Origin of the sequence: Sorangium sp. So ce726, assembly GCF_051521405.1 — a bacterium.
Taxonomy (GTDB): Bacteria; Myxococcota_A; Polyangia; order Polyangiales; family Polyangiaceae; genus Sorangium.
In genome coordinates this window covers 5,309,742-5,330,631 of sequence record NZ_CP150349.1, presented here as the reverse complement: position 1 = coordinate 5,330,631, position 20,890 = coordinate 5,309,742, and the positions used below count along the sequence as shown (strand labels likewise).

Here is a 20,890-nt window from a genome sequence, read left to right as displayed (position 1 = left end):
CGGATCTCGCACTGACCGGCCGGAGCTCAATGGAGGAAGCCATGGAAACTGGATCGCGAGAGAAGCTGCTGGAGATCCTCAAGAAGTTCCGGACTGCCATGCTCGTCACGCACGCCAGCCAGGGGGCGCTGCGGGCGCGTCCGATGGCGCTCACGAAGGTCGACAGCGATACCGGGGACGTCTGGTTCATGACGAGCATCGACTCGGGCAAGGTCGATGAGATCGAGTCGCACCCGGAGGTGAACGTGACCCTCCAGGAGGGGCGCCGCTTCCTGTCGCTGTCGGGCCGCGCCTCGATCGTGCGGAGTCGGACGAAGATCGAGGCGCTGTGGTCGGAGGAGGCGAAGGTGTTCTTTCCGAAGGGCAAGGACGATCCCTCCCTCGCGCTCATCCACGTGAGCCCGCTCGAGGGCGAGTACTGGGACAATGAGGGCGCAGCCGGGCTCCGGTTCCTTGTCGAGGCGGTCAAGGCGTACGTCACCGGGACGACCCCGAAGACCGACGCCGCCCAGCACGGCTCGGTGCCGCTGAACGGCGGGCAAACCGGCAGCGCCCGGGTGTCCGCGCGATAGCGATCCACGCCGCGCGCCGCGGATCGAGCGGTACGGAGCGTGGCGCATCCCTTGCTCTTCTCGAGGAGGCTGCGCCGCGCTCCGCTCCACCGGAGCGGAGGTGACGCGAGAACCCGTCAGCAGCGAGGTTGGGCATGGGGATCTTCACGATGTCTCGTCGAGCTCAGATGGTCGTGGTCGCGGCGGCGGCGGTCGTTGTCATCGTGGGGCTGCGCTACGCGGAGCCGTTCCTCGTGCCGGTGCTGTTCGGCGTCGCGCTCGCGGCGATCTCGTCGCCCATCGCGACCTGGGTGACCCGCCGCGGGCTGCCCGCGGCCCTCGGGGCGCTGGCCGCGCTCGTGGTCGATCTGGCGATCCTGGTCTTCGTCGGGGCGGTGGTCACCATCGCCGGGGTGGAGCTGGAGGAGAAGGTGCCGGTCTACCTGGTCCGGATGTCCTCGATGACCGACGCGCTCGCCATGACGCTCACGGAGCGCGGCTTCCCGGTGAACCCGGAGCTCCTCTCGCGCACGATGCACACGGCGTCCCTGGTCCCCCTCCTCGGCGGGGCCGCGGTCACGGTCGCCAGCGCGGCGTCGAGCCTCGGGGTGGTGCTCCTCGTCGTGTTCTTCGCGCTCTGCGAGGGCGCCGGCGCGGGCGCGAAGGTGCGGCGGCTGCTCTCGACCCCTGCGCGCGGGCTCGAGCACGTCGATCGCATCGTGCGGGAGGTGAAGAAGTATCTCGTGGTGAAGACGCTGACGAGCCTGCTCGTCGCCGTCCTCGCCTATGTGCTCCTGGTCCTCCTGGGCGTGGACCTGGCGCTCCTCCTGGCGTCGAGCCTGTTCGTCCTGCACTTCATCCCCAACATCGGCGCCGTGGTCGCGACGATCCCGGCCGTGCTCGCCGCGCTGGCCAGCCAGGGCCCCAGCACCGCGGCCCTCGTGGCCATCGGGTACCTGCTGATCAACCTGCTGGTGGGCAACGTGCTCGAGCCGCGCGTGCTGGGGCGGACCCTGGGCCTGTCGCCGCTCGCCGTCCTGATCGGCATGCTCTTCTGGGGCTGGCTCTGGGGGCCGGCGGGAGCGCTCCTGTCGGTGCCCATCATGATGGTCGCGAAGATCACGCTGGAGAACGTGGAAGGACTCTCGTGGATCGCGCGCATCATGGAGCCCGCGCCCGAGGAGCCAGAGACGGCGCCCGTCAGCGGCGAGCCGGCGCCAAGGTCGCTGCTGCGGCCGAGCGTCGCGGGGGCGCGGAGACCCGGGTAGCGATGGGCGGTCTCGTGCACCAGGTCTTCTCTCGAAGATCTGCCCATGTCCACGAGACTCATCCCAAGCACGAAGCCGCAACAGCGTTCAGGGAGCGAGCGGGCGCTGCCAGCGAGCCCCGATTTTCGCGCGATCTTCGAGGGGCTCCCCGGCTGTTACTTCGTACTCCATCCGGACTTTACCATCGTCGCCGTGAGCGACGCCTTTCTCCAGGCCGCGAACACCCGGCGTGAGGCGCTCCTGGGTCGCCACCTCTTCGATGCCTTCCCGGACAATCCGGACGATCCGCACGCGACCGGCACGAGGAACCTGCGCGCCTCGATCGAGCGTGTGCTCGAGACGCGCGCCCCCGACACCATGGCCGTGCAGAAATACGATATCCCGCGCCCCGAAGCGGAGGGAGGCGGCTTCGAGGAACGGTACTGGTGCCCCATGAACTCGCCCCTCATGGGGCCGGACGGCAAGGTCGCGTACATCATCCACCGCACCGAGGACGTGACCGAGTTCGTCCGCCTGAAGCAGCACGGGATCGAGCAGAACCGGCGCACGGAGGAGCTGAAGATGCGGGCGGAGCGGGTCGAGGCCGAGGTCTTCCTCCGGGCGCAGGAGATCCAGCGCGCGAACGAGCAGCTCCGCGTGGCGAACGAGCAGCTGAGCCGGCTCGACGAGCTCAAGACGAGGTTCTTCTCGAACGTGAGCCATGAGTTCCGGACGCCGCTCACGCTCATGCTCTGCCCGATCGACGAGCTCCTGACCGGCGCGCCCGGCGGCCTCACCGCCAGGCAACGCGAGCTCGTCGAGCTCGCGCGCCGCAACGCGCGGCGGCTCCTCAAGCTCGTGAACAGCCTGCTCGATTTCGTCCGGATCGAGACCGCCCGGATGCGGATGGTCTACGAGGCGCTCGACCTCTCGGCGCTGACCGCGGAGGTGGCGAACGCGTTCCGCGGGGCCATGCAGCGGGCGGGGCTCCGGCTCGTGGTGGACTGCCCGCCGCTTCCGGAGCGCATCTACGTCGATCGCGAGATGTGGGAGAAGATCGTCCTCAACCTGGTCTCGAACGCGTTCAAGTTCACGTTCGAGGGGGAGATCGCGATCTCGCTCCGGTGGGGCGGCGACCACGTGATCCTCGAGGTGCGCGATACGGGGACGGGGATCCCCGCCGACGAGCTCCCCCGGATCTTCGAGCGCTTCCACCGGGTCCACGGGGCGCGCGGGCGGAGCCACGAGGGCTCCGGCATCGGCCTCGCGCTCGTGCGGGAGCTCGTCCGGTTCCACACGGGCGACGTCCAGGCGACGAGCGACGTCGGTCGTGGCAGCACGTTCACCGTCCGCATCCCCGCCGGATCAGCGCACGTGCCCGCGGAGCGCATCGGCGCCGAGCGGGAGCTCGGCATGACGGCCGTGACGGTCCAGGCGTTCGTGGAGGAAGCGTCGCACTGGGGCTCCGGGGTCGCGCCGTCGGCGGAGCTGCCGCTGGGATCACCGGCAAGCGCAGGGGACGCGCACCCGGACGAGGGCCCGGTCGGCCACGTCCTGCTCGTCGAGGACAACCCCGACATGCGGAGCTACCTCAAGGACGTCCTTGCGACGCGGTGGACCGTGGAGGCCGTCGAGAACGGCGAGGTCGCGCTCTGCGCTGTGCGCTCGCGCGTCCCCGATCTCGTGCTCACCGACATCATGATGCCCGGGCTCGACGGGTTCGGCCTCCTCAAGGCGCTGCGCGCCGAGCCGAGGACGAGGCTCGTCCCGGTGGTGTTCATCTCGGCCCGATCGGGCGAAGCGTCGCGCGTGCACGGCGCCGAGGCGGGCGCGGACGATTACCTCGTCAAGCCATTCTCCGTCCGCGAGCTGCTCGCGCGGGTCGGCGGGCGCATCGAGATCGCCAGGCTGCGCCGCCAGATCGCCGAGGACGTCGAGCGCCTCCGCGAGAGCGAGCAGCGCTTCCGCTCCCTCGCCGACTGCGCCCCCATGATGATCTGGATGTGTGGGCCTTCCGGCGGGTGCGAGTACGCCAACTCGACGTTGCTGCGCTTCACGGGGCGCTCCCTCGAAGAGGAGCTGGGGGACGGCTGGCTCGACGCGGTCCACACGGACGATCGCCCGCTCTTCGCGAGCGCGTGCGCCAAAGCGCTCGAGGCGCGCGAGCCGTTCACGCTGGAGTGCCGGATGCTCCGCCGAGACGGCGAGAGCCGGTGGGTCGTGACCCAGGGCGCCCCGCGTTTCGGCGCGGCCGGAGCGTTCCTGGGGTTCGTCGGCTCGTCCCTGGACATCACCGAGCGCAAGCGCATCGAGGATGCGCTGGCCGACGCGGATCGCCGGAAGGACGAGTTCCTGGCCATGCTCGCGCACGAGCTGCGCAACCCCATGGCGCCGATCTGCGTGGCCGTGGAGCTCATCCGGCGGCGGAGCCGCGGCGGGCCGCCGGACCCGCACATCGAGGTGATCGCGCGGCAAACGAGGACCTTGATACGCCTCGTGGACGATCTGCTCGACGTGTCGCGCATCACCCGGAGGAAGATCGAGCTCCGCAAGGAGCGGATCGACGTCAGGGCCGCCGTGGCGCGCGCCGTGGAGTCGACGCGCGAGCAGATCGAGGCGCGGCGGCACCAGATCCGGCTCGCGCTGCCGGCGGCCGCCGTCCACGTCCTCGGGGACGCCGTCCGCCTCGAGCAGATCCTCGTCAACCTGCTCACCAACGCGTGCAAGTACACGGATCCCGGGGGCCACATCGGGGTGACGGTCGAGCAGCGCGGCGACCTGGTGGAGCTGCGCGTCCGCGACGATGGGATCGGGATCGCCAGGGAGGTGCTGCCCCATGTCTTCGAGCTGTTCCACCAGGCGGATCGCAGCCTCGATCGGGCGCCAGGCGGCCTCGGTATCGGGCTGACCATCGTCCGCGATCTGGTCGCCCTCCACGGCGGGAGCATCGAAGCAACGAGCCCGGGGCTCGGGCAAGGCAGCGAGTTCATCGTGCGTCTCCCCGTTGCGGCGGAGGAGCGCGCGCCCGCGGCGGCGGACGAGCGCCTACCCGCCGCGGCCGTCGGGGCGATGTCCGCGCCCTCGAAGAACGGAGAGCAGCCGTCTCCGGCGGCAAGGAAGCTCCGCGTCCTCATCGTCGAGGACAACGTGGACGCGGCGAGCACCCTCGCCGACGCCTTGCTGGCCCTCGAGCAAGACGTGTGGATCGCCAGCGACGGCCCGGGCGCGTTGAGGGCCGCGGCGGAGCATCGGCCCGATCTCGTGCTCCTCGACATCGGGCTCCCTGGGATGGACGGCTACGAGGTGGCGCGTCGCCTGCGGGAGGCTGGGCTGTGCTCGGGCGCGCTCGTCGCGCTCACGGGGTACGGGCAAGCGTCGGACCGCCGCCGCGCCGAGGCGGCAGGGTTCGACGCCCACTTCGTCAAGCCGATGTCGCTGGATGCGCTCGCCGGGATCGTCGATTCTGCCGCGGCGTCCGGAGCCCGTCAGGGCGCCGCGGACGGCGCCGGCGCGAGCCCGAAGACGCGCTCGTGACGGGCGCTCACGTGGCAACCCATGCACGAGGCGACCCGGCCGGCGGAGGTCACCTGGCCCGCGGGCGTGACCGTGCCGTAGACCCAGCCCGCGTCGGTGCCGGGGGTGTCCGGCGCGACCTTGAGCACCACGTAGGCGCCGGCGAGGCGCGACGCGCGGTAGACGCGATCACCGTCGCGCAGGATGGGATCGAAGTGATCCGCGGCGTCCGGCGGGGTGGCGCCGGCGCCCGGGAGGGCGGCCGCCGCGCCGTCCTCCACCAGCTCGGGGACATAGCTCTCCTTGATGAGGACCTGTCCGACCGGCTGGGCGACGGGCGCCTGCCCCTCGGCGAGCGGATAGCGATCGCGGTGCTTGGCGAACACCGAGTAGAGCTTGCGGGCGTGGCCGCCGTCCTCGGCGGCGCTCATGCGGACGCGGCCGGGCAGCGGCATCCGGCACAGCCAGGGCGCCCAGCGGAGCTCGTCGTCGACGCGCCCCCAGGGCTTGTAGTCGCGAAAGGCGGCGGCGATGAGCGGGGCGAGGCGGGGGTCGATCTCGGCCTCGGCGGTGCCCGTCTCGGGCGGCGAGCCCGGCGCATCCGCCGAGGAGGAGGAGACGGGGGCTGGAGGTGGCGTCGCGCTGTCGGCGGCCGGGACGATAGGTTCGTCCAGGGAGTGGCTGCACCCAGGCGCGAGCGCGAGGATCAGGAGCAGGGTGAGGCGCATGGAGCGGATCGTACGATCGGAGCGCCGGAAAGGTCTGCCGGGCAGCACGGTTGCGCGCGCCGCGCGATCGTCTGGAACGCTGGCGTTCTCGCACGCGGCACAGCGCGCCCGCCGGCGGCCGTGTTCACGGCGCGGACGGAGCAGGCCCGGCCGGCGGCGGCGCGGCGCGGGTCGGCTGGCAACGGGGACAGAAGTAGGTCGACCGCATCATCGTCCCCTGCCGGCGCATCTGGATCGCGGCGCCGCAGTCGTAGCAGGCGTACCCCTCGCGGCCGTACACGCTGACCGGCTTCCTGCGGTCTCCGCCGGCGCGCGTCGTGCGTGTCGCCGCGTAATGCGCGGTCGGCCCACGGTACATGCCGGAGGGATCCCGCGGCTCGACATTGCTTTGCAGGAGCCGGCGACCGATATCGAGCATCGCGGAGAGCTCCTCATCGGAGTACGCCCGGACCGGGGCGAACGGGTCGAGCCGCGTCCGGAAGAGGAGCTCGCTCTTGTAGATGTTGCCGATGCCCGCGACGACGCGCTGGTCCATGACGGCGACGCCGAGCGGCACGTCGTCGAGGGCGCGCAGGCGGCGGAGCGCCTCGGCGGCGTCGAAGGCGTCGCCGAGCAGATCCGGGCCGAGGCCGCCGAGGAGGCGGTCGCCGCGCAGGGCGCTCGCGCGGAGCAGGCGCGCGACGGGCGCGCGGAAGCAGACGGCGACGTAGCCCGGGACCGCGAGGATGGCCGATGCCGTCGCCTCGGAGCGCTTCCAGCGCTCGCCCTCGCGGTAGAGGTGCCAGGCCCCGCTCATGCGCAGGTGTGTGTGGAGGACGGTCCCCTCGTCGAAGAAGATCAGGAGGTTCTTGCCGCGCGCCTCCACGCGCTCGACGCTGCGGCCGACGAGCCGGCGGCACGGCTGGTCGCTCCGGGGCAGCTCCAGCGCGACGACGCGCGCGCCCGTGAGCGCGGGGCCGAGGGCGGCGGCGATGCGGAAGAGGGTGTCGCCTTCAGGCATGAGCGGTGTCCGGAGGCTCTGGTGCGGACCGGCCGGATCGCAAGGGGCACGAGCGGAAAAGTCAGGCCCTCACCGCGCAGGACGGGGATGACGGTCGCGGGGACGCGCGGAGCTCGTCCGCGGCGAGGTCACGGGCCATATCGCATCTTTTCCAGGGCTATGGCCGGCTCCTTTTCTCTCATGAAACAGACAGCGCATGAAACCATCGAATCGAGGAGGCATCCACGTGGTCTGGCCTGCGGCGTATCACGATGATTGAACAGGAGCGCCAGATCGGCTCCGAAAGCGGAGTGATGGTTTCGCCTCGACCGACCGTGAGCAGGGGCCACACCCCTCCAGTCAGGCCGCCCAAGACACCGTCCCGACGCATCGCCAGCCTGGCTTCGCGCTCGCCTGAACATGTATGCTCCCCTCCTCGTATCGCGGCAGTTGAGCGCCGCGACCCTGGAGAGCCCTCGATGCCTCACCCGACCTGGTGCCCCGCCGTCCTGCTGGCAGCGTCGCTCTGCGCGTGTGCCGCGCCTGCGCCCCCGCGCGCGCGCGCGTCGACCGAGCGTCCGACCGCCGTGACCGTGGCGCCCGCGGCGCCGCCCGTCGCTCCGGACGCCCCGCCCGACGCAGCCTCGCCGCCGGAGGTCGAGATCCGAGGCCGCCAGATCCTCCTCGACGGCCGGCTCGTCGGCGACGCGAAGAGCATCGCCGAGCTCGGCCAGTTGACCAAGGTCGATGAGCTGTTCGAGCAGCTCCAGGCGCGCCGCGCCCGCGAGAGCGACCGCGGCGCGCCCGCGCAGGGCGAGATCGCCGTCGCCGCGGACGAATCGGTCGCCTGGATCGTCATCGAGAGCGTCTCCCGCACGGCGGCCTTCGCGGGCTACCCCGTGGCGCTGCTGCGCACCGGCGCGGGCGGGTTCCGTTTCCGTACGCCCATGCCCGGCCCTCCCGATGAGCGCACCTCGGAGAGCACCTCGGAGCCGCCGTGGTTCGAGATCACCGTCGATGTCCGCGAGCGCGACGTGGAGGTGAGCCTCTTCGAGCTGACCGTCTCCCCGCCGAGCGCCTCGGAGGGCGGCGGGTTCGTCCGGACGCTCGTGAAGCGCGAGGTCGTGGGCCCGCAGCGGGAACGCGCCTCCGCCGCGCTCGCCGAGCTCGCTGAAGCCGCGTGCGCGAAGGCGCCGCGGACATGCCTCGACCGCATCGGCCTGCGCGCCGTGCCAGGAGCGAGCCTCGCCGACGTCAAGGAGGTCGTGTCGACCGCCCTGGGCCGCGCGCGGCAATGGCAGGAGCGACCGCCGGGCTCGAAGCCGGAGATCCTCATGCTCCGAGCCCTCCCCCGCGAAGGCCGGTTCACCGGGCCGCCAGGGTCGCCGCCCTCGTTTCGCTCGCTATCGATGGCGGTCTCGGGCCGGCTGCACCCCGAGGAGATCCGGAACGTCGTGCGCGCGCGGTTCGGTGAGCTGCGCAAATGCTACGAAGACGGCCTGCGCCGCGATCCCAACCTCACTGGCCGGATCACGGTGCGCTTCGTCATCGGCAGGGACGGCAAGGTGACCGCGGTCGCTGAGGGCGATTTGCCGAACAGCCCCCAGCCGCCGCCCGCGAGCGCGCCCATGCCGGATCGCGCGGTCGTGAGCTGCGTGCTGCGCGAGTTCGAGAAGTTCACGTTTCCGGCGCCCGCGGGCGGCATCGTCACCGTCGTGTATCCCATCATGTTCTCGCCGAGCTCGTGACGCCGGCGCGGTAGCGCAAGCGGCCGTCTCGTGCGGCGCGGACGGCTCCGCCGTGCTCAGGCCTTTCGATCGGTACGCGGGGTGATCACATACCCCTTCCGCGCCAGCGCGTGCCGGAACCCGGCTTGCAAGTCCCGGTGCGTCGCGAGCGTGCCGAACTCGATGCCGAGCTCGATCACGGTGCGGGCGATGCTGGGCGAGGCGCCGACGACGCTGCACTCGGCCCCGAGGAGCCCCGCGGCGCGCGTGGCCTGGAGCAGGTGGTTGGCCACCGCGCTGTCGACCGACGTGACGCCGGTGATATCGATGATGACGAACTCGGCGTGGTGCCGCTCGACCGCGGCGACGAGCGACTCCACGAGCTGGGTGCCGCGCGAGCTGTCCATCTGGCCGACGAGCGGGACGACGAGGATGCCCGGGTGGATGGGGATGCTCGGCGTCGAGAGCTCCTGGATGAGCTCGAGCAGCCGCCGCTGCGTCTCCAGGAGGATCGACTCCTGGCGCTTCGCGTCCTCGATCTTCTTGCGCTCGGTGATGTCCTCGATGAGCCCGAGGAGATAACGGCCCTTGCCCTGGGCGTCCTCCATGGGGATCCACCGGGCGTGGCCGATGCGGTCCCCGAGCAGCTTCGACGGGATGCGGATCTCCGGCACCTCGACCGGCACGCCCCCCGCGAGCACGGCGCGGCTCTCGGCGTCGATCTTTGCGGCCAGCGCCTGCGGCAAGTAGTCGACGAGGCGCTTGCCGATCAGCTCTCCTGGCGCGTGCCCATGGAACTCCTCGAACCTCCTGTTCACCCGCACGTAGCGGAGGTCCGCCGCATCCTTGACGAAGAGCAAGAGCGGGAGGTGCTCGATGATGCCGTCGAGGAGGACGCGCGTGCTGTCGAGCGACGCCTCCGTCGCCCTGCGCTCGGTGACGTCGTCGTAGACCACGGCGACGCACTGATCTCCCACGGGGAACGACCACGTCGTCATGACGCGCGTGCCCTCCGCCTGGGGGAGGACCACCTCGCTCTCGTCGGTCCCGCCGGTGCGGATCAGCTCCGCCAGGCGCTGAGGAATGCCGATCTGCCGGAGGCTGGGGACGCTCTCGTCCATGGTCCGGCCGAGCATCGCCGCGGTGGGCCTGCTGGCGATCCGCTCGGCGGCGCGGTTCATGTAGATGTACCGGAGCGACCGGTCATCCTCCGGGGCCTCGAGAGCGAGGAAGGTGCAACCGAGGTGCATCGCCTCGACCACCTGCGCGCACCGGCGCTGGTGCTCCCGGACGCGGCGCTCGCCCTCATCGACGAGGCGGAGCAGCGCGCAGCGGCTGCCGCCGATCGTGCAGGCGAGCCCGCGAAGCACCCACCGCGGCGCGCCGGGGCCCTGGTCCGAGAGGTCGATCTCGGCTCGATCGATCTCGCCCGAAAGGAGCGCCTGGATCCGGGCGACGTCGGCGGCCGCGGGCGCCAGCGACAGGAGCACGCGATCGCCCTCCGGCGACAGCGGCAGGCTCGGCGCCCCGAGCCCTGCGAGGAGGAGATCGAGCTGCTCGTTCTTGCACAGGACGGCGCCCCGCGCGTCGATGACGAGCGCGGGGTCGTCCAGGGTCTCGATCAGGAGACGTGGATCGATGTGAAGAGTCTCTGCGCGGTCTTCGGCTGTCGTGTGCACGCACCCACCCCGTGAGCCCGATGCGAGGGCCGAGCGCGGCCCCGCTGCTGAACGGTCACAACCCGGCGCATCATCGCTCTGTTCTCGCGCTTCTGCACCCTCCGGGTGAGCAGATCCGCCGAAAAAGGGGGGACAGCGTCGCGCCGGAGGCGCGGCTTCGTGGAACACGGCCGCGACCGAGAACCCGGGCAGGCGAGCTCGACGGCGCTGGGCCGCCGCGCGTGGGGCCCTGTCAGCTCGCCGTCACGCTGGCGCGGCTCTCCTGCGGCGGCTGCGGCGCCATCCGCCGGATACAGTAGCTCAGGGCAGCCCGCAGATCGCGCTGCGTCGAGATCGTCGAGAGATCGAGCCCCAGCGCGACCATCGTCTGCGCGACGTTCGGCTTGATGCCGGCGACGATGCCTTCGGCGCCGAGCAGGCGGATCGCCGCCACGAGCTCGATGAGGTGGCTCGCCACCTTCGTGTCCACCATGTCGACCCCGGTCAGATCGAGGATCGCGAAATGGGCTTGTTTTTCCATGATGCGCGCGAGCAGCGCATCCATCACCTCGGCCGTCCGCACGCTGTCGACAACGCCGATCATGGGGAGCGTCAGCACCCCGTTCCACACCTCGATGATCGGCGTGGAGAGGTTGCGAATCACCTCCTGCTGCTTCTCGATTTGAACGAGCCTGGCCCGCAGCTCTTCCTGCGTACGCTTCATCGCGGTGACGTCGAGCGAGAACCCGATCACCGTGTCGATCTCGGCGCGCCCGTTGAGCACGGGGACGATCCAGCTCTCCCAATGGATGCCATGCACCAGGCTGTACTCATGGGCCATCTTACCGGTGAACGCTGCCTTCGAGCTGGCGTTCCCATCAGGATAGAGCTCGTACAGGTTCTTCCCGAGGAGCTCGCCCCTCGCGAGCCCGGCGGCATCGAGCCCTTTCCCATCGTGGTAGATGCAGGTCCCCTGGGCGTCGATGGCCCAGATGGCGACCTGGAGGTTGTCTGCCAGACCGTCGAGGAGCCGCTCCTTGAGGCTCGGCTCTGCCGGGCTGCTCTCGCGGCCGGCATCGACCTGCCGCAACGACCCGTGGATCGTGCCCCCTTCGGGCGCCCGGCTCGCGTTGCACGTCAGGCGCCGGTACGCCCCCTGGGCGTCCATCAGGCGCACATCGACCTGCACCGGCTCTGTTTGCTCCTTCAACCGGAGCCACGCAGCGGCGAAGTCGGCGCGATCCTCCGCATGGACGAGCGCCGTGAGCAAATTGCCATGCTCTATCCCGGCCCCCAGCGCCTGACGGAGCGCGCCGCTAGAGTGCAGCACATCCCCATCGACGCCCGCGATGAAGAGCATCTCTGGACAGGATGCAAGAAATGTATGCAGCAGCCCTGAAGTGGCGTCCATTTCGTTCGCCATCGTCTCCCTCCCGTATGTCCCCCCTCAACAAGATGGCTTGTATCAGAAGCGCATCGCGGTTGGGAAGCCGCGCTCGCAACATGATGATGTTGGTGCGATGGACAACGGATCGCGTCCAGTGTTGAGGCCGTCCCCTGCGGGTCGGTCGCCGCGCCCTTTGCGCGGTGAGCCCAACTCGTCGGCTTCACCTGGCCAGGCTCAATGGCTGTTCCTCAAGCTCCTTCGCCCGGCGCAGCCTCATAGCTCGGCAGCAGGTGCGGCCGCGCCGACGCGGCGACCCGCGACTCGATGAAGGCCGGAAAGAGCCCGGCGAGCCGCAGGAGGAGCCGGTAGACGGGGCTCGCCGCGGCCTGCCGGGGCGCCCGATCGACGGCCCGGAGCAGCGCCTCGACCGTGTACGCGACAGGCAGGCTCACCACGCCCTCGAAGCGCACGCGGCGGCCAGACGCCGTGTCGGTATGGGGCGCCACGAACACGACGACCTGGATGCCGAAGCGGCCGACCTCGCCCCGGAGCGCGTGCGACCATGCGTTGAGCGCGGCCTTCGTCGCCGAATAATTGGCCGTCGTCGGCGACGCGACGATCCCGAGCATCGACGAGACGTTCACGACGACGCCCGAGCGGCGCAGGAGCATCGACGGCAGGAGCGCGCGCGTCACCCGCACGGCGCCCCAGTAATTGAGATCCATCTCGGAGCGCTGCGTCTCCATTCTCTGTACCAGGAAGTCCGCCTGGTCGCAGGATCCCGCGTTGTTGATCACGATATCGCACGGCCCGGCCTCGAGGAGCCGCGCGATCCCTCGCTCGACGCTCGCGTCGTCCGTGACATCCATCGGGACGACCTCGGCCCGCCCGCCCGCGCGCGCGATCTCGCCGGCGAGCTGCCTCAGCGCGCCCTCGTCGCGGGCGGCGAGGGCCACCGTGTGCCCCTGCTCGGCGAGCGCGAGCGCGGCCGCGCGTCCGATCCCGCGCGACGCACCGGTGACCAGGATTCGTTTCGAAGTGCTCAGCGTTCCCATCGTGTCCCCTGCAACCCTCTCCATGGTGGACCGGGCCATCCGGCCACGAGACACCGTACGGCCTGGAGCGCCGGCGTCGCATCTCCGGGGCTGCGGATGAGTTCTCCTGGATTGCTGCGGTCAGCGGCGCGGCCGCACCTTGAACCAGAGCTCCAGGTCCACGCGGCCGTCCTTCGGCTCGTCCGTGACGTAGCGCTCGTGGGAGGTGAAGTCGTCGGGCGCGAGGCTGCTCTCCCTGAACCAGCACGAATAGATGCTGCGATACGCCTCTGGAATCCCGGACACCTCGCCGGCATAGCGGAAGACGGCGTAGCGGCCCTCGCTCATCCGGCCGCGGAAGAGCGGGGGCGGCAGCGGGACGGCCTTCGGACAGGGCACGCAGGCGTGGTATCGACACAGCTCGGGGGCCGTGATCTGCGGGCTGTCGTGCGGCACGCCCCAGGCATCCACGGCGTCTTCGCAGAGCCCGAGCTGCCGGGCGGCGGCGATGAGGTCCGACCAGAGGCGCTCGAGGGCCGAGACGTCGTATCCACCCGGGCTGGCGAGGCATGCGAAATCGAGCCCGCTCGTGGTCTCGAAGCGGACCCTCGCGCTCCACGCCGCCGCCTCGCGGCGCCGCTCGTCGACCCCGCGCTCGGGCGGGAGCGTATAGAGCGCTTCCGGCCGAAAGTCCTTCCCGTAGAGCGACGTCAGCTTCCCGATCGCGACGGGGAGGCCGCGCTCCGGGCTCCGCACCTGCGACGGGCTGCAGCCGAAGTGCGCCGCAAACGCCTTCGAGAAGTTCGAGGCGGACGAGTACCCGGACGAGAGCGCCACATCCATGATGCTGCGGTCCGGCTCGTACGCGAGCCGCAGCGCCGACTGCTCGAGCCGCCTCCGGGTGATGAACCGCCCGATCGGCTCGCCGACCGCCGCGTGGAAGACCCGGTGGAAATGGAACTCGCTGAGGCGCGCCGCGCGCGCGACGTCCGCGACCGTGATGGGCCTCTCGAGGTTCGCGGCGATGAAGCGGAGCGCGCGCTCGATCTCGGGCCGGTGGGCGGACTCCGTCACGACGACCTCCGCGAGGCGGCAATCGCGACTGCGAGCGGCGTGCCCGGAGCGCGTGGGCCTTCGAATCGCATGCCCGCATTGTAGAACGGCTCTGGCCGGAGAGGTGCTCTCCGGCGGTCCGAGGTCGGGGCGACCTACCCGTTCACCCCCGGCGCGGCTACGCTGGCCGCTCCAGACCAACCCGAGCTTCGCTGCCGATGAACCCCACCCTTGATCTCCTTGACCTCGATGTATCCTACGCTTACACGAGCGCTGTCCGGCTCCTCAGCATGGACAGGGTAACGCCTTTCTGGCCCGATCTCGGGCTCCGCATCGACGACGTCGAGGCGGTAAAGACCGCCGCGCGCCGCTGCGTCCGGGCGGAGATAGCGGTCGAGGCGCTGGACGACGACGAGCGGGACTACGAGGGCATGGTCGCGGTGCACATCGCGGCGTTCCTCGCCGACGTGGAGCGCACCCAGGGCACGACGGCTGCGGCGCAGGTCCGCGCGTGGATCGAGGAGCGCTACTTCGTCCTCGACCGGCTGCCGGACTGGCGGACCATGTGGCAGGTGCTCGTCATATGGCTATCGCGCCGCAAGGAGCACCGCGTCGCGCGCTTCGGCCTGCCGCTCGACAAGATCGCCAAGCTCCTCCAGATCGCTCGAGCGTGGGCGGAGACCGAGGAGGCGCTGGATCGCCGCATCGACGAGGCGGAGGCGCTCCCGCTGGAAGGATGGGACGCCGAGGCCTACGCGGCGTACCGCGGCGACGACTCCGACCTGAGCCCCCTCACCGCGCTGTCGCAGCACCTGGTCGCGCTCGAGTTCGAGCGCACCTGGGGGGCGATTCGGCGGCTGCTCGGCCCGGCGGAGATGGACGCGCTCGAGCGCTGGGGTCAGGCCGAGGTGCTGGCCCACATGGAGACGATCTCGCCCCACTCGGCGCGGATCCCCCCAGAGAGCCGCAGCCTGTCGTGAGCGCGACGCTCGCCGCAGGAGCGCCTCCGTCCCGTGCGCCGGGGCGTGCGTTTTTCAAACAGACCTGGAGAGCTCCCCGCAATTCTGGGTATGAGCACCCACGTCCCTTCCGCCGCTGACGACGCCTCCCGCACCGCTACCTGGAATTCCGTTCACACCGCAGCGCTCGAAACCCTCCCGCGCTCGCTCCGGCTCCTGGGGGTCGCCGCGCCCGACATCGACGACCTGGTCCAGGACGTCCTCCTTGCGGCGTACGAGAGCCTGGATCGGTTCGATCCCGACTACCCGGCCTCCGCCTCGTCGTCACCTCCGCGCGAGGCCGACTCGGCCGGCGATCCGCCGCAGCGGGATGGCCGGCGCCCGCGCGGCAGCGCGGAAGCCCGATGGCTCTTCGGGATCGCGTGGCGGAAGGTCAGCAAGCACCTGGAACGCGCCTACCGCCGCCGCGAGGTGCCGGGCGGCTTGCACCCCGCGCCGCGCGGCCAGGCCGTCGATCCCGCGCCGAGCAGCGAGCAGCGCGTCGCGGAGCGAGAGCGGCTGGAGCTCGCAATCGACGTGCTGAGCACGATCGCCCCCGAGCGGCGGGTCCTGCTCGTCCTGCACGAGGCCTGGGAGGTGCCGATCGTCGAGATCGCGCGCGAGCTCGGCATCAACTACAACACCGCCGCGAACCGGCTGCGCCTGGCCCGTGAGGACTACCGCGCCGCCGTGGCGCGGCTCCGCCCGGACCAGCGGGAGGCGCTGCGCGCCTGCTGGCTACCGTTCCCGCTGGCATCGGAGTTCCTGGCGCACGACGGCGGCGCGAGCACCACGGCGCAGGCGGCCCCCGCGCAGCCGGCGCCTGCTCCGCCTGCGGCATCCGGACCGCCGGCACCCCCGCCGGCAGCGCCTGCGCCGCCGGCTCCGCCCGGACCGCCGGCTCCCCCGCCGCGTTCGCCTGCCACCTCGACCTTGCCACGGAGGCCTGGCCGGATCGCCCTCGCCCTCGCGTCGGCTGCGGCGGGCGTCGCCGGAACCGTGGCTGTGCTGCTCGCCCTCGCGCCGCCGCCGGCCCTCTGGGCTCGCCGCTTCGGGCCGGTGCTGCCCGATCTGCTGCCCGCGCGCACCGTCTGCCTTGGGGCGACCCCGCCGCAACAGGCGCCGGAGCCGGCGCCCGTCGCTCCCGCGCCCGAGGCACCCCACCGCCCGTGCCCTGCGGCTCCGCGGGCGGCGCCACGGGCCAGCGAAGCCAGCGAGGCCAGCGAGCGCGATGACACGTTCGCGGAGGAGCTGCGGCTGCTCACGGCGGCGCGAGAGCGCCTCACCGCCGGTGATCCCGCCGGGGCGCTCCGGCAGATCGCCGTGCACGAGCAGCGGTTCCCCGGGGGCCAGCTGAAGAACGTGCGGGAGCGGCTTCGCAGGGTCGCCCTGGCGCGCCTCACCGCCCCGGAGCAGGGCGCGCCGGGGAGCGAGCCGTCGCGATGAGCGGGCCCTGTGGCAGACGGAGGCTCGGCGTACGCCCGGCCCGCTGCGCCATCGGTCCGCGCAGGGGCGCGAGGTGGCTGGCGCGCGCCGCCGTCGCCGCGGCCACGGTCCTGCTGTGCGTCGCCGCGGCGCGCGCCGCGCCGGATCTGCCGCAGACTGCGATGCGGCTGGAGGTCGTGCGGGGCCCCGGCGCCGAGGGCTGCGCCGACGAGGCGCTCCTGCGCGCGGAGGTGGCGCGCGGGCTCGGCGGCGATCCGTTCCAGGATGACGCGCCGCGCATGCTCACCGTCCGCATCGCGCGCGACGGGCCGGAGCTCACGGCGTCGATGGCCCTGCGCGACAGCGAGGGCGCGGGCGAGACAGCCTGGTCCGAGGGGTTCCGCACCCGGAACGGCTGCGAGGCGCTGCTCTCCGGCGTGGCCCTGGCCATCGTGGCGCAGATCCTGACCGCGCCGGAGGGGGCGCCACCGCCCTCCGAGCCCTCGCCGCCGTCCGAGCCCCTGTTGGCGCCCTCGCCGTCGCCTTCGCGGGCGCGCCGGGCCGCGCCGGAGCCAGCACCGGCGGAGGCGGCGGCGGTTCCGCCGGAGCCGCTGCGGCTCGAAGCGGGGCTCGGGGCGACCCTGGGCCTGGGGATCACGCCGGGAGCCGCGGCTGGGATGACGCTGTCCGTGGGCGTTCGCCGGTCCGAGTGGTCGATCTCGGTCGAGGGTCGGGCACTCGTTTCGATGGCGCAGGAGGTGGAAGCGGTGCCCATCGGCACCAGCGCCTTCACCGCGGCCGCCCTGGCCTGTCATCGTGGCCGATTCCTGTTCGGTTGCGGGGTTACCGCGGTCGGTGTGCTCCGGTTCGTCCCTCGGGACCCATGGACCATCAGCTCACCTCGCCAGCCGCTGCTTGGCGTCGGCGCACGGCTCGGCAGCGCGTGGTCCTTCTCGGACAGGTGGTCCGTGCATGGCTATGCCGAAGCTCTCTGGAACGTCGCGGACGCGGTGCTCCGACGCGAGAGAGAGGCCAATGAAACGCATCCAGCCCTCACATGGTCATCGCCCCCGGTCGGCGCCGTGTTCGGATTCGGTGTCACGACAATCTATTGAAGGAGCACGACGACGCATGCCGAAATTCGGCAGCCAATATGGCAATTTTTGGAACGGATCCGCAATGAGCCATGCGACCGCCTGTCTCGCCAGAAATCTTCATTGTCAACATGGAGCACCATCCACTAGCTTGCTCGGCATGCGCGTCTTCTGGTTGTTCGTGGGGCTGTTCTCGTGGGTGGGTTGCTCCGGCGACGCGATCATCCACGGTCCTTGTCAGCCTCAGGAATACGGCCACCCAGGCTGCCCGTGGCCGGAGGAAGGTGGCGGTGGGGCCGGCGGCAAGGGCGGCGACGGCGGGAATGGCGGTGAAGGCGGGGGTGGCGGTTCCGGCGGCGGCGATGAGACCGCCTGCGCCGGCGATTGCGTCCCCCCCGCCCCGCTCGGCTGGTTCGGCCCGGCGCTGCTCTGGTTCGGCCCGCGGGACCAGGCACCCGGCTGCCCCGCCGCCGCGCCGAACATCGGCTACGAGGGGTTTGCCGACCTGGCGCCCGTACCGCTCGCCTGCGCGGCCTGCGTGTGCGACCCGCCCGACGCGGCCAGCGCCTCGTGCCAGCTCCCGCTGGACTGGTCGGCACACACGGCGACGACGTGCGCTGGTGACCCCGGCAGCGTCGCGACCGAGTTCGCGGCGCCTGACGGCTGGGACGGCGCCTGTACCGCCGCGAACGCGATCCCCGCCGGCCAGGACTGCGGCGGGAAGCCGTGCGTGCAGTCGGTCTCGATCGATGCGCCGGTCGTGACGGTGACCGGCGCATGCACGCCCAGGGTGGACGAGCCGCCGCCGCCTGCGCTCCTCGATCCCTGGCAGACCCGGGCGCTCGCCTGCGTACCTGGCGCGTACACGGAGTGCCTGGGCGACCGGAGCACCTGCATGCCCTCGCCGGACCAGCCCGGGATCCCACCGCCCGGCGGCTTCCTGACGTGCATCTTCCACGAGGGCGACGTGACGTGCGAGGAGCCCTACCTCGACCGGCACGTCTTCTACGGCGGCGCCGACGACACACGCGGCTGCTCCGAGTGCGGCTGCGGGGAGCCGGAGGGCGCGTCGTGCACCGTCATGGCTTCGGTCTACAGCGACGGCGCGTGCGGGGACCTGCTTGCGTCCAACGTCGTGAGCTCGACGACACCGTTCTGCGGGGTCACCCCGCCCGGCGTCGCCCTCGGCAGCAAGTCGGCGGAGGTCGTAACTGTGGACCCCGGCGGCTGCGCCCCGAGCGGCGGCGAGCCCACCGGCGAGCTGCTGCCGGCCGAGCCGTCGACCTTCTGCTGCCAGGCATAAGGCACGGACGTCCGATGCGATGGTTGCCCGCCAGGGAATGGGTGCGCTGCCAACGAGTGTTCGCGGCCTGAACCGCGCGCACCGATTGCGCCCCCGTCCATTTCCTGGAAGCGAAAGAAATGGTCCGCGACCGGCCGTGCGAGTCCTCGCTTCCTCGCGACGTCCCGGACATCGCGCGCGTGCCTCGACGCGCTCGCGTGCGACACCCGGCCGCGACCATGTGCACGGATTCATCGAAGGACGACAGTCTTTCCTGTATCCTCCTGCCTCCTTCTTGAGGCAAACGCGAGCCACCACCAGATGCCCCCCCATGAGAGCAAGAGCCTATGACCGCAGCACGTCGTCGTTCAAGGGCAATCCGTCCCCGCCTCGCTCAGATCATTTCCGCGACCGTACTATCCCAAACCGGATGTACGATCTTCGACGAACCACAAGCACCGACGTGCATAGATCCATCACCGCGGTGCCAAGCGCTGTGTGTGCCAACAGTCCCATTCCCACAGCCAATCGGTTGCGATAGGACGATGCCGCTACAAGACCGATTCCTGATTATCCTAGCCACAAAGAAATGCAATGAATGGCGCGAGGTCCTACCACCCAGTAGCGGCACCAGTCAAACTATCACCCCTCAAATGGTCGGAATAACGCCGGTCAAGCAGGATCCCTGCTTCTACTGACTCACACCACCGTAGAAACCCATCCACACCATACCACCTGCCTCGCCGACGGCGATTGTCATCAACTCAGAACGTTTGACAGATGGGAACCTCACCGAAGCCGACAGCATGGATTGGATTGGGAACCGTCGCTGTCGCCGCACTGGCGGCGGCATACAATCTGGGAAGAATCTCGACAGAGCGTGATACCCGGCCTCAATCGCACCAGAACGCCGCCAGCCAGAACGATCCCGATCCGCGGTCAACTCTGAGCGTCATCCAAAAAAGGTTGGCCAGCTGTGAAACGACCCTCCAGCGTCGCGACCACAATCCTCAGAAGAGGGAGGGAAGGCCCCAGGCCACCGAAGGCAATCCTGCACCCGCACCTGAGCCAGAGCTTCCGAAACAATGCATCACCGCATTGCAAGCGAGGTCGCTGACGATGATGGCCGCTCACTGCAGAAACTTCAGGGAACACTTTGACGCCTACAAGACAATACTGGGCAGCAGCACGATCGACTGCGACACTGTATTGAGTATTCGAGACATGGCCCGGATGCAATACTTGCGCTGCGTTGGCATTGTCAAGGTCAACGAAGACGCTGACTATCAAGATGCTGCGAGCAATCCTCTCGCCATTGACGCAGTGGAAGAGTCCTATACAGTTAGGGGCGAACACGCTGACATCGACGACATTGACAAATTGGTAAATAATCCGGAGTGTCTCGCCCGCATGCAGACGGAATGATGCGAACATATTCACGCCGCGGTTCATCTCATGGCGATCCATCGACCCGCTGTCGAACAGGCCAGAATCGCCGCTCTTGCTCATAACATCAGGACTCTAACCCGCAACGTTCGACGCATGGGAACCTCACCGAAGCCGACAACATGGATTGGATCTGGGGCCATTGCGATCGCCGCACTAGCGGCGGCATACAATCTGGGAAGAATCTCTGCAGAGAGCGACAACGGGCCTCAATCCCACCAGGCCGCCGCCAGCAAGGACGATCCCGATCTTCGGTCAACGCTGCGCGTCACCAGGAAGCGGTTGGCCAGCTGCGAAAAGACCCTCCAGCGTCGCGATCAACATCTTCAGAAGAGAGATGGAGATCCCCACACCAACGATGACAATCCCATACTCCCACTTGAGTCAGGGCTTCCTACGCAATGCATCATCCGATCGCAAGCGATCCAGCTGCACATGCTAGCCGAGAACTGTAGGGACTTCAGGTGGCAGATCAATGCGTACGAGCAAATACTGGGTAGCAGCACGCTCGACTGCGGCACCGTCTTGAGTATTCGAGATTTGGCCCAAACGCAGCACTCGACTTGTGTTTCTGTTATAAGATCCTTTGAGGATGCGTCGCAGCCAGATGTTACGAGCGATATTCTCGGCCTCGACGCGATGGAGAATGCCTATATGTTCAGGGACGAGCACGGCGACGTCGACATCGACAAGCTGGTGAAGAACTCCGCATGCATAGCCCGCATGCAGGCCCCATGACTCGAATGTATTTCGCGCAGCCGTTCATGT

The 20,890-nt window shown here is 70.1% G+C and carries 16 protein-coding genes; 10 read left to right on the top strand and 6 right to left on the bottom strand.

The genetic code is table 11. The features are described from left to right. Positions 1-41: 41 nt before the first annotated feature. The 3 genes from WME79_RS19805 to WME79_RS19795 all read left to right on the top strand — a co-directional run bounded on the left by WME79_RS19805 (position 42) and on the right by WME79_RS19795 (position 5,332). Positions 42-572: a pyridoxamine 5'-phosphate oxidase family protein gene (locus tag WME79_RS19805; RefSeq protein WP_437538160.1), complete on the top strand. Its 531-nt coding sequence runs from the start codon at positions 42-44 to the stop codon at positions 570-572. Positions 573-721: 149 nt separating this feature from the next. Continuing rightward, a complete protein-coding gene (locus WME79_RS19800) occupies positions 722-1,819 on the top strand; it encodes an AI-2E family transporter (RefSeq protein ID WP_437538158.1) in 1,098 nt (365 codons plus the stop codon). A 45-nt stretch (positions 1,820-1,864) separates the two neighbouring features. Further along, positions 1,865-5,332, top strand: a complete 3,468-nt coding sequence (locus WME79_RS19795) for an ATP-binding protein (protein WP_437538156.1) — start codon at positions 1,865-1,867, stop codon at positions 5,330-5,332. Here WME79_RS19795 and WME79_RS19790 read toward each other — a convergent pair. Then, on the bottom strand, positions 5,284-6,039 hold the full coding sequence (locus WME79_RS19790; protein WP_437538154.1) for a hypothetical protein: 756 nt from the start codon (positions 6,037-6,039) through the stop codon (positions 5,284-5,286). The two genes, WME79_RS19795 and WME79_RS19790, sit on opposite strands and share 49 nt — an antisense overlap. Positions 6,040-6,163: 124 nt before the next feature. Further along, entirely contained in the window at positions 6,164-7,039 is an 876-nt protein-coding gene (locus WME79_RS19785) for a DNA-formamidopyrimidine glycosylase family protein (RefSeq protein ID WP_437538152.1), read from the bottom strand. Positions 7,040-7,497: 458 nt separating this feature from the next. On the opposite strand from WME79_RS19785, the gene WME79_RS19780 reads away from it, so the two are divergent. Continuing rightward, on the top strand, positions 7,498-8,766 hold the full coding sequence (locus WME79_RS19780) for an AgmX/PglI C-terminal domain-containing protein (protein ID WP_437538150.1): 1,269 nt from the start codon (positions 7,498-7,500) through the stop codon (positions 8,764-8,766). A gap of 56 nt (positions 8,767-8,822) precedes the next feature. Here WME79_RS19780 and WME79_RS19775 read toward each other — a convergent pair whose 3' ends face one another. From WME79_RS19775 to WME79_RS19760, 4 genes are all read right to left on the bottom strand, one after another. Further along, positions 8,823-10,424 carry a PAS domain-containing protein gene (locus WME79_RS19775; RefSeq protein WP_437538148.1) on the bottom strand — a complete coding sequence of 534 codons (1,602 nt, stop codon included), beginning with the start codon at positions 10,422-10,424 and terminating at the stop codon, positions 8,823-8,825. A 232-nt stretch (positions 10,425-10,656) separates the two neighbouring features. Continuing rightward, on the bottom strand, positions 10,657-11,763 hold the full coding sequence (locus WME79_RS19770) for an STAS domain-containing protein (protein ID WP_437538146.1): 1,107 nt from the start codon (positions 11,761-11,763) through the stop codon (positions 10,657-10,659). 275 nt (positions 11,764-12,038) lie between these two features. Further along, positions 12,039-12,845, bottom strand: a complete 807-nt coding sequence (locus WME79_RS19765; protein ID WP_437538144.1) for an SDR family NAD(P)-dependent oxidoreductase — start codon at positions 12,843-12,845, stop codon at positions 12,039-12,041. A gap of 120 nt (positions 12,846-12,965) precedes the next feature. Further along, positions 12,966-13,898, bottom strand: coding sequence for an AraC family transcriptional regulator (locus WME79_RS19760; RefSeq protein WP_437538142.1), 933 nt, complete (start codon positions 13,896-13,898; stop codon positions 12,966-12,968). Between the two features lie 197 nt (positions 13,899-14,095). On the opposite strand from WME79_RS19760, the gene WME79_RS19755 reads away from it, so the two are divergent. The 6 genes from WME79_RS19755 (at position 14,096) to WME79_RS19730 (ending at position 20,860) form a co-directional block, all read left to right on the top strand. Continuing rightward, on the top strand, positions 14,096-14,857 hold the full coding sequence (locus WME79_RS19755; protein ID WP_437538140.1) for a hypothetical protein: 762 nt from the start codon (positions 14,096-14,098) through the stop codon (positions 14,855-14,857). A gap of 90 nt (positions 14,858-14,947) precedes the next feature. Beyond that, positions 14,948-16,321 carry an RNA polymerase sigma factor gene (locus WME79_RS19750; RefSeq protein WP_437538138.1) on the top strand — a complete coding sequence of 458 codons (1,374 nt, stop codon included), beginning with the start codon at positions 14,948-14,950 and terminating at the stop codon, positions 16,319-16,321. Then, entirely contained in the window at positions 16,318-17,415 is a 1,098-nt protein-coding gene (locus tag WME79_RS19745) for a hypothetical protein (RefSeq protein WP_437538136.1), read from the top strand. The genes WME79_RS19750 and WME79_RS19745 overlap by 4 nt, the downstream gene beginning before the upstream one ends. A 139-nt stretch (positions 17,416-17,554) precedes the next feature. Continuing rightward, the gene (locus WME79_RS19740) at positions 17,555-18,697 is read left to right on the top strand and encodes a hypothetical protein (protein WP_437538135.1); all 1,143 of its coding nucleotides are present in this window, start codon (positions 17,555-17,557) and stop codon (positions 18,695-18,697) included. Positions 18,698-19,456: 759 nt separating this feature from the next. Beyond that, positions 19,457-20,101: a hypothetical protein gene (locus WME79_RS19735; RefSeq protein WP_437538133.1), complete on the top strand. Its 645-nt coding sequence runs from the start codon at positions 19,457-19,459 to the stop codon at positions 20,099-20,101. Between the two features lie 117 nt (positions 20,102-20,218). Beyond that, positions 20,219-20,860 (top strand): hypothetical protein, encoded by a 642-nt coding sequence (locus WME79_RS19730; RefSeq protein ID WP_437538132.1) that lies wholly within the window; start codon positions 20,219-20,221, stop codon positions 20,858-20,860. The last annotated feature ends 30 nt before the right edge of the window (positions 20,861-20,890 follow it).

Bases quoted from the DNA above. Each gene is read 5' to 3' on its own strand.
- WME79_RS19770 (WP_437538146.1), bottom strand. From the start codon at position 11,763: ATGCTCTTCATCGCGGGCGTCGATGGGGATGTGCTGCACTCTAGCGGC.
- WME79_RS19740 (WP_437538135.1), top strand. From the start codon at position 17,555: ATGCGCGTCTTCTGGTTGTTCGTGGGGCTGTTCTCGTGGGTGGGTTGC.
- WME79_RS19795 (WP_437538156.1), top strand. From the start codon at position 1,865: ATGTCCACGAGACTCATCCCAAGCACGAAGCCGCAACAGCGTTCAGGG.
- WME79_RS19800 (WP_437538158.1), top strand. From the start codon at position 722: ATGTCTCGTCGAGCTCAGATGGTCGTGGTCGCGGCGGCGGCGGTCGTT.
- WME79_RS19805 (WP_437538160.1), top strand. From the start codon at position 42: ATGGAAACTGGATCGCGAGAGAAGCTGCTGGAGATCCTCAAGAAGTTC.
- WME79_RS19730 (WP_437538132.1), top strand. From the start codon at position 20,219: ATGGGAACCTCACCGAAGCCGACAACATGGATTGGATCTGGGGCCATT.
- WME79_RS19780 (WP_437538150.1), top strand. From the start codon at position 7,498: ATGCCTCACCCGACCTGGTGCCCCGCCGTCCTGCTGGCAGCGTCGCTC.
- WME79_RS19750 (WP_437538138.1), top strand. From the start codon at position 14,948: ATGAGCACCCACGTCCCTTCCGCCGCTGACGACGCCTCCCGCACCGCT.
- WME79_RS19735 (WP_437538133.1), top strand. From the start codon at position 19,457: ATGGGAACCTCACCGAAGCCGACAGCATGGATTGGATTGGGAACCGTC.
- WME79_RS19765 (WP_437538144.1), bottom strand. From the start codon at position 12,845: ATGGGAACGCTGAGCACTTCGAAACGAATCCTGGTCACCGGTGCGTCG.
- WME79_RS19785 (WP_437538152.1), bottom strand. From the start codon at position 7,039: ATGCCTGAAGGCGACACCCTCTTCCGCATCGCCGCCGCCCTCGGCCCC.
- WME79_RS19790 (WP_437538154.1), bottom strand. From the start codon at position 6,039: ATGCGCCTCACCCTGCTCCTGATCCTCGCGCTCGCGCCTGGGTGCAGC.
- WME79_RS19755 (WP_437538140.1), top strand. From the start codon at position 14,096: ATGAACCCCACCCTTGATCTCCTTGACCTCGATGTATCCTACGCTTAC.
- WME79_RS19745 (WP_437538136.1), top strand. From the start codon at position 16,318: ATGAGCGGGCCCTGTGGCAGACGGAGGCTCGGCGTACGCCCGGCCCGC.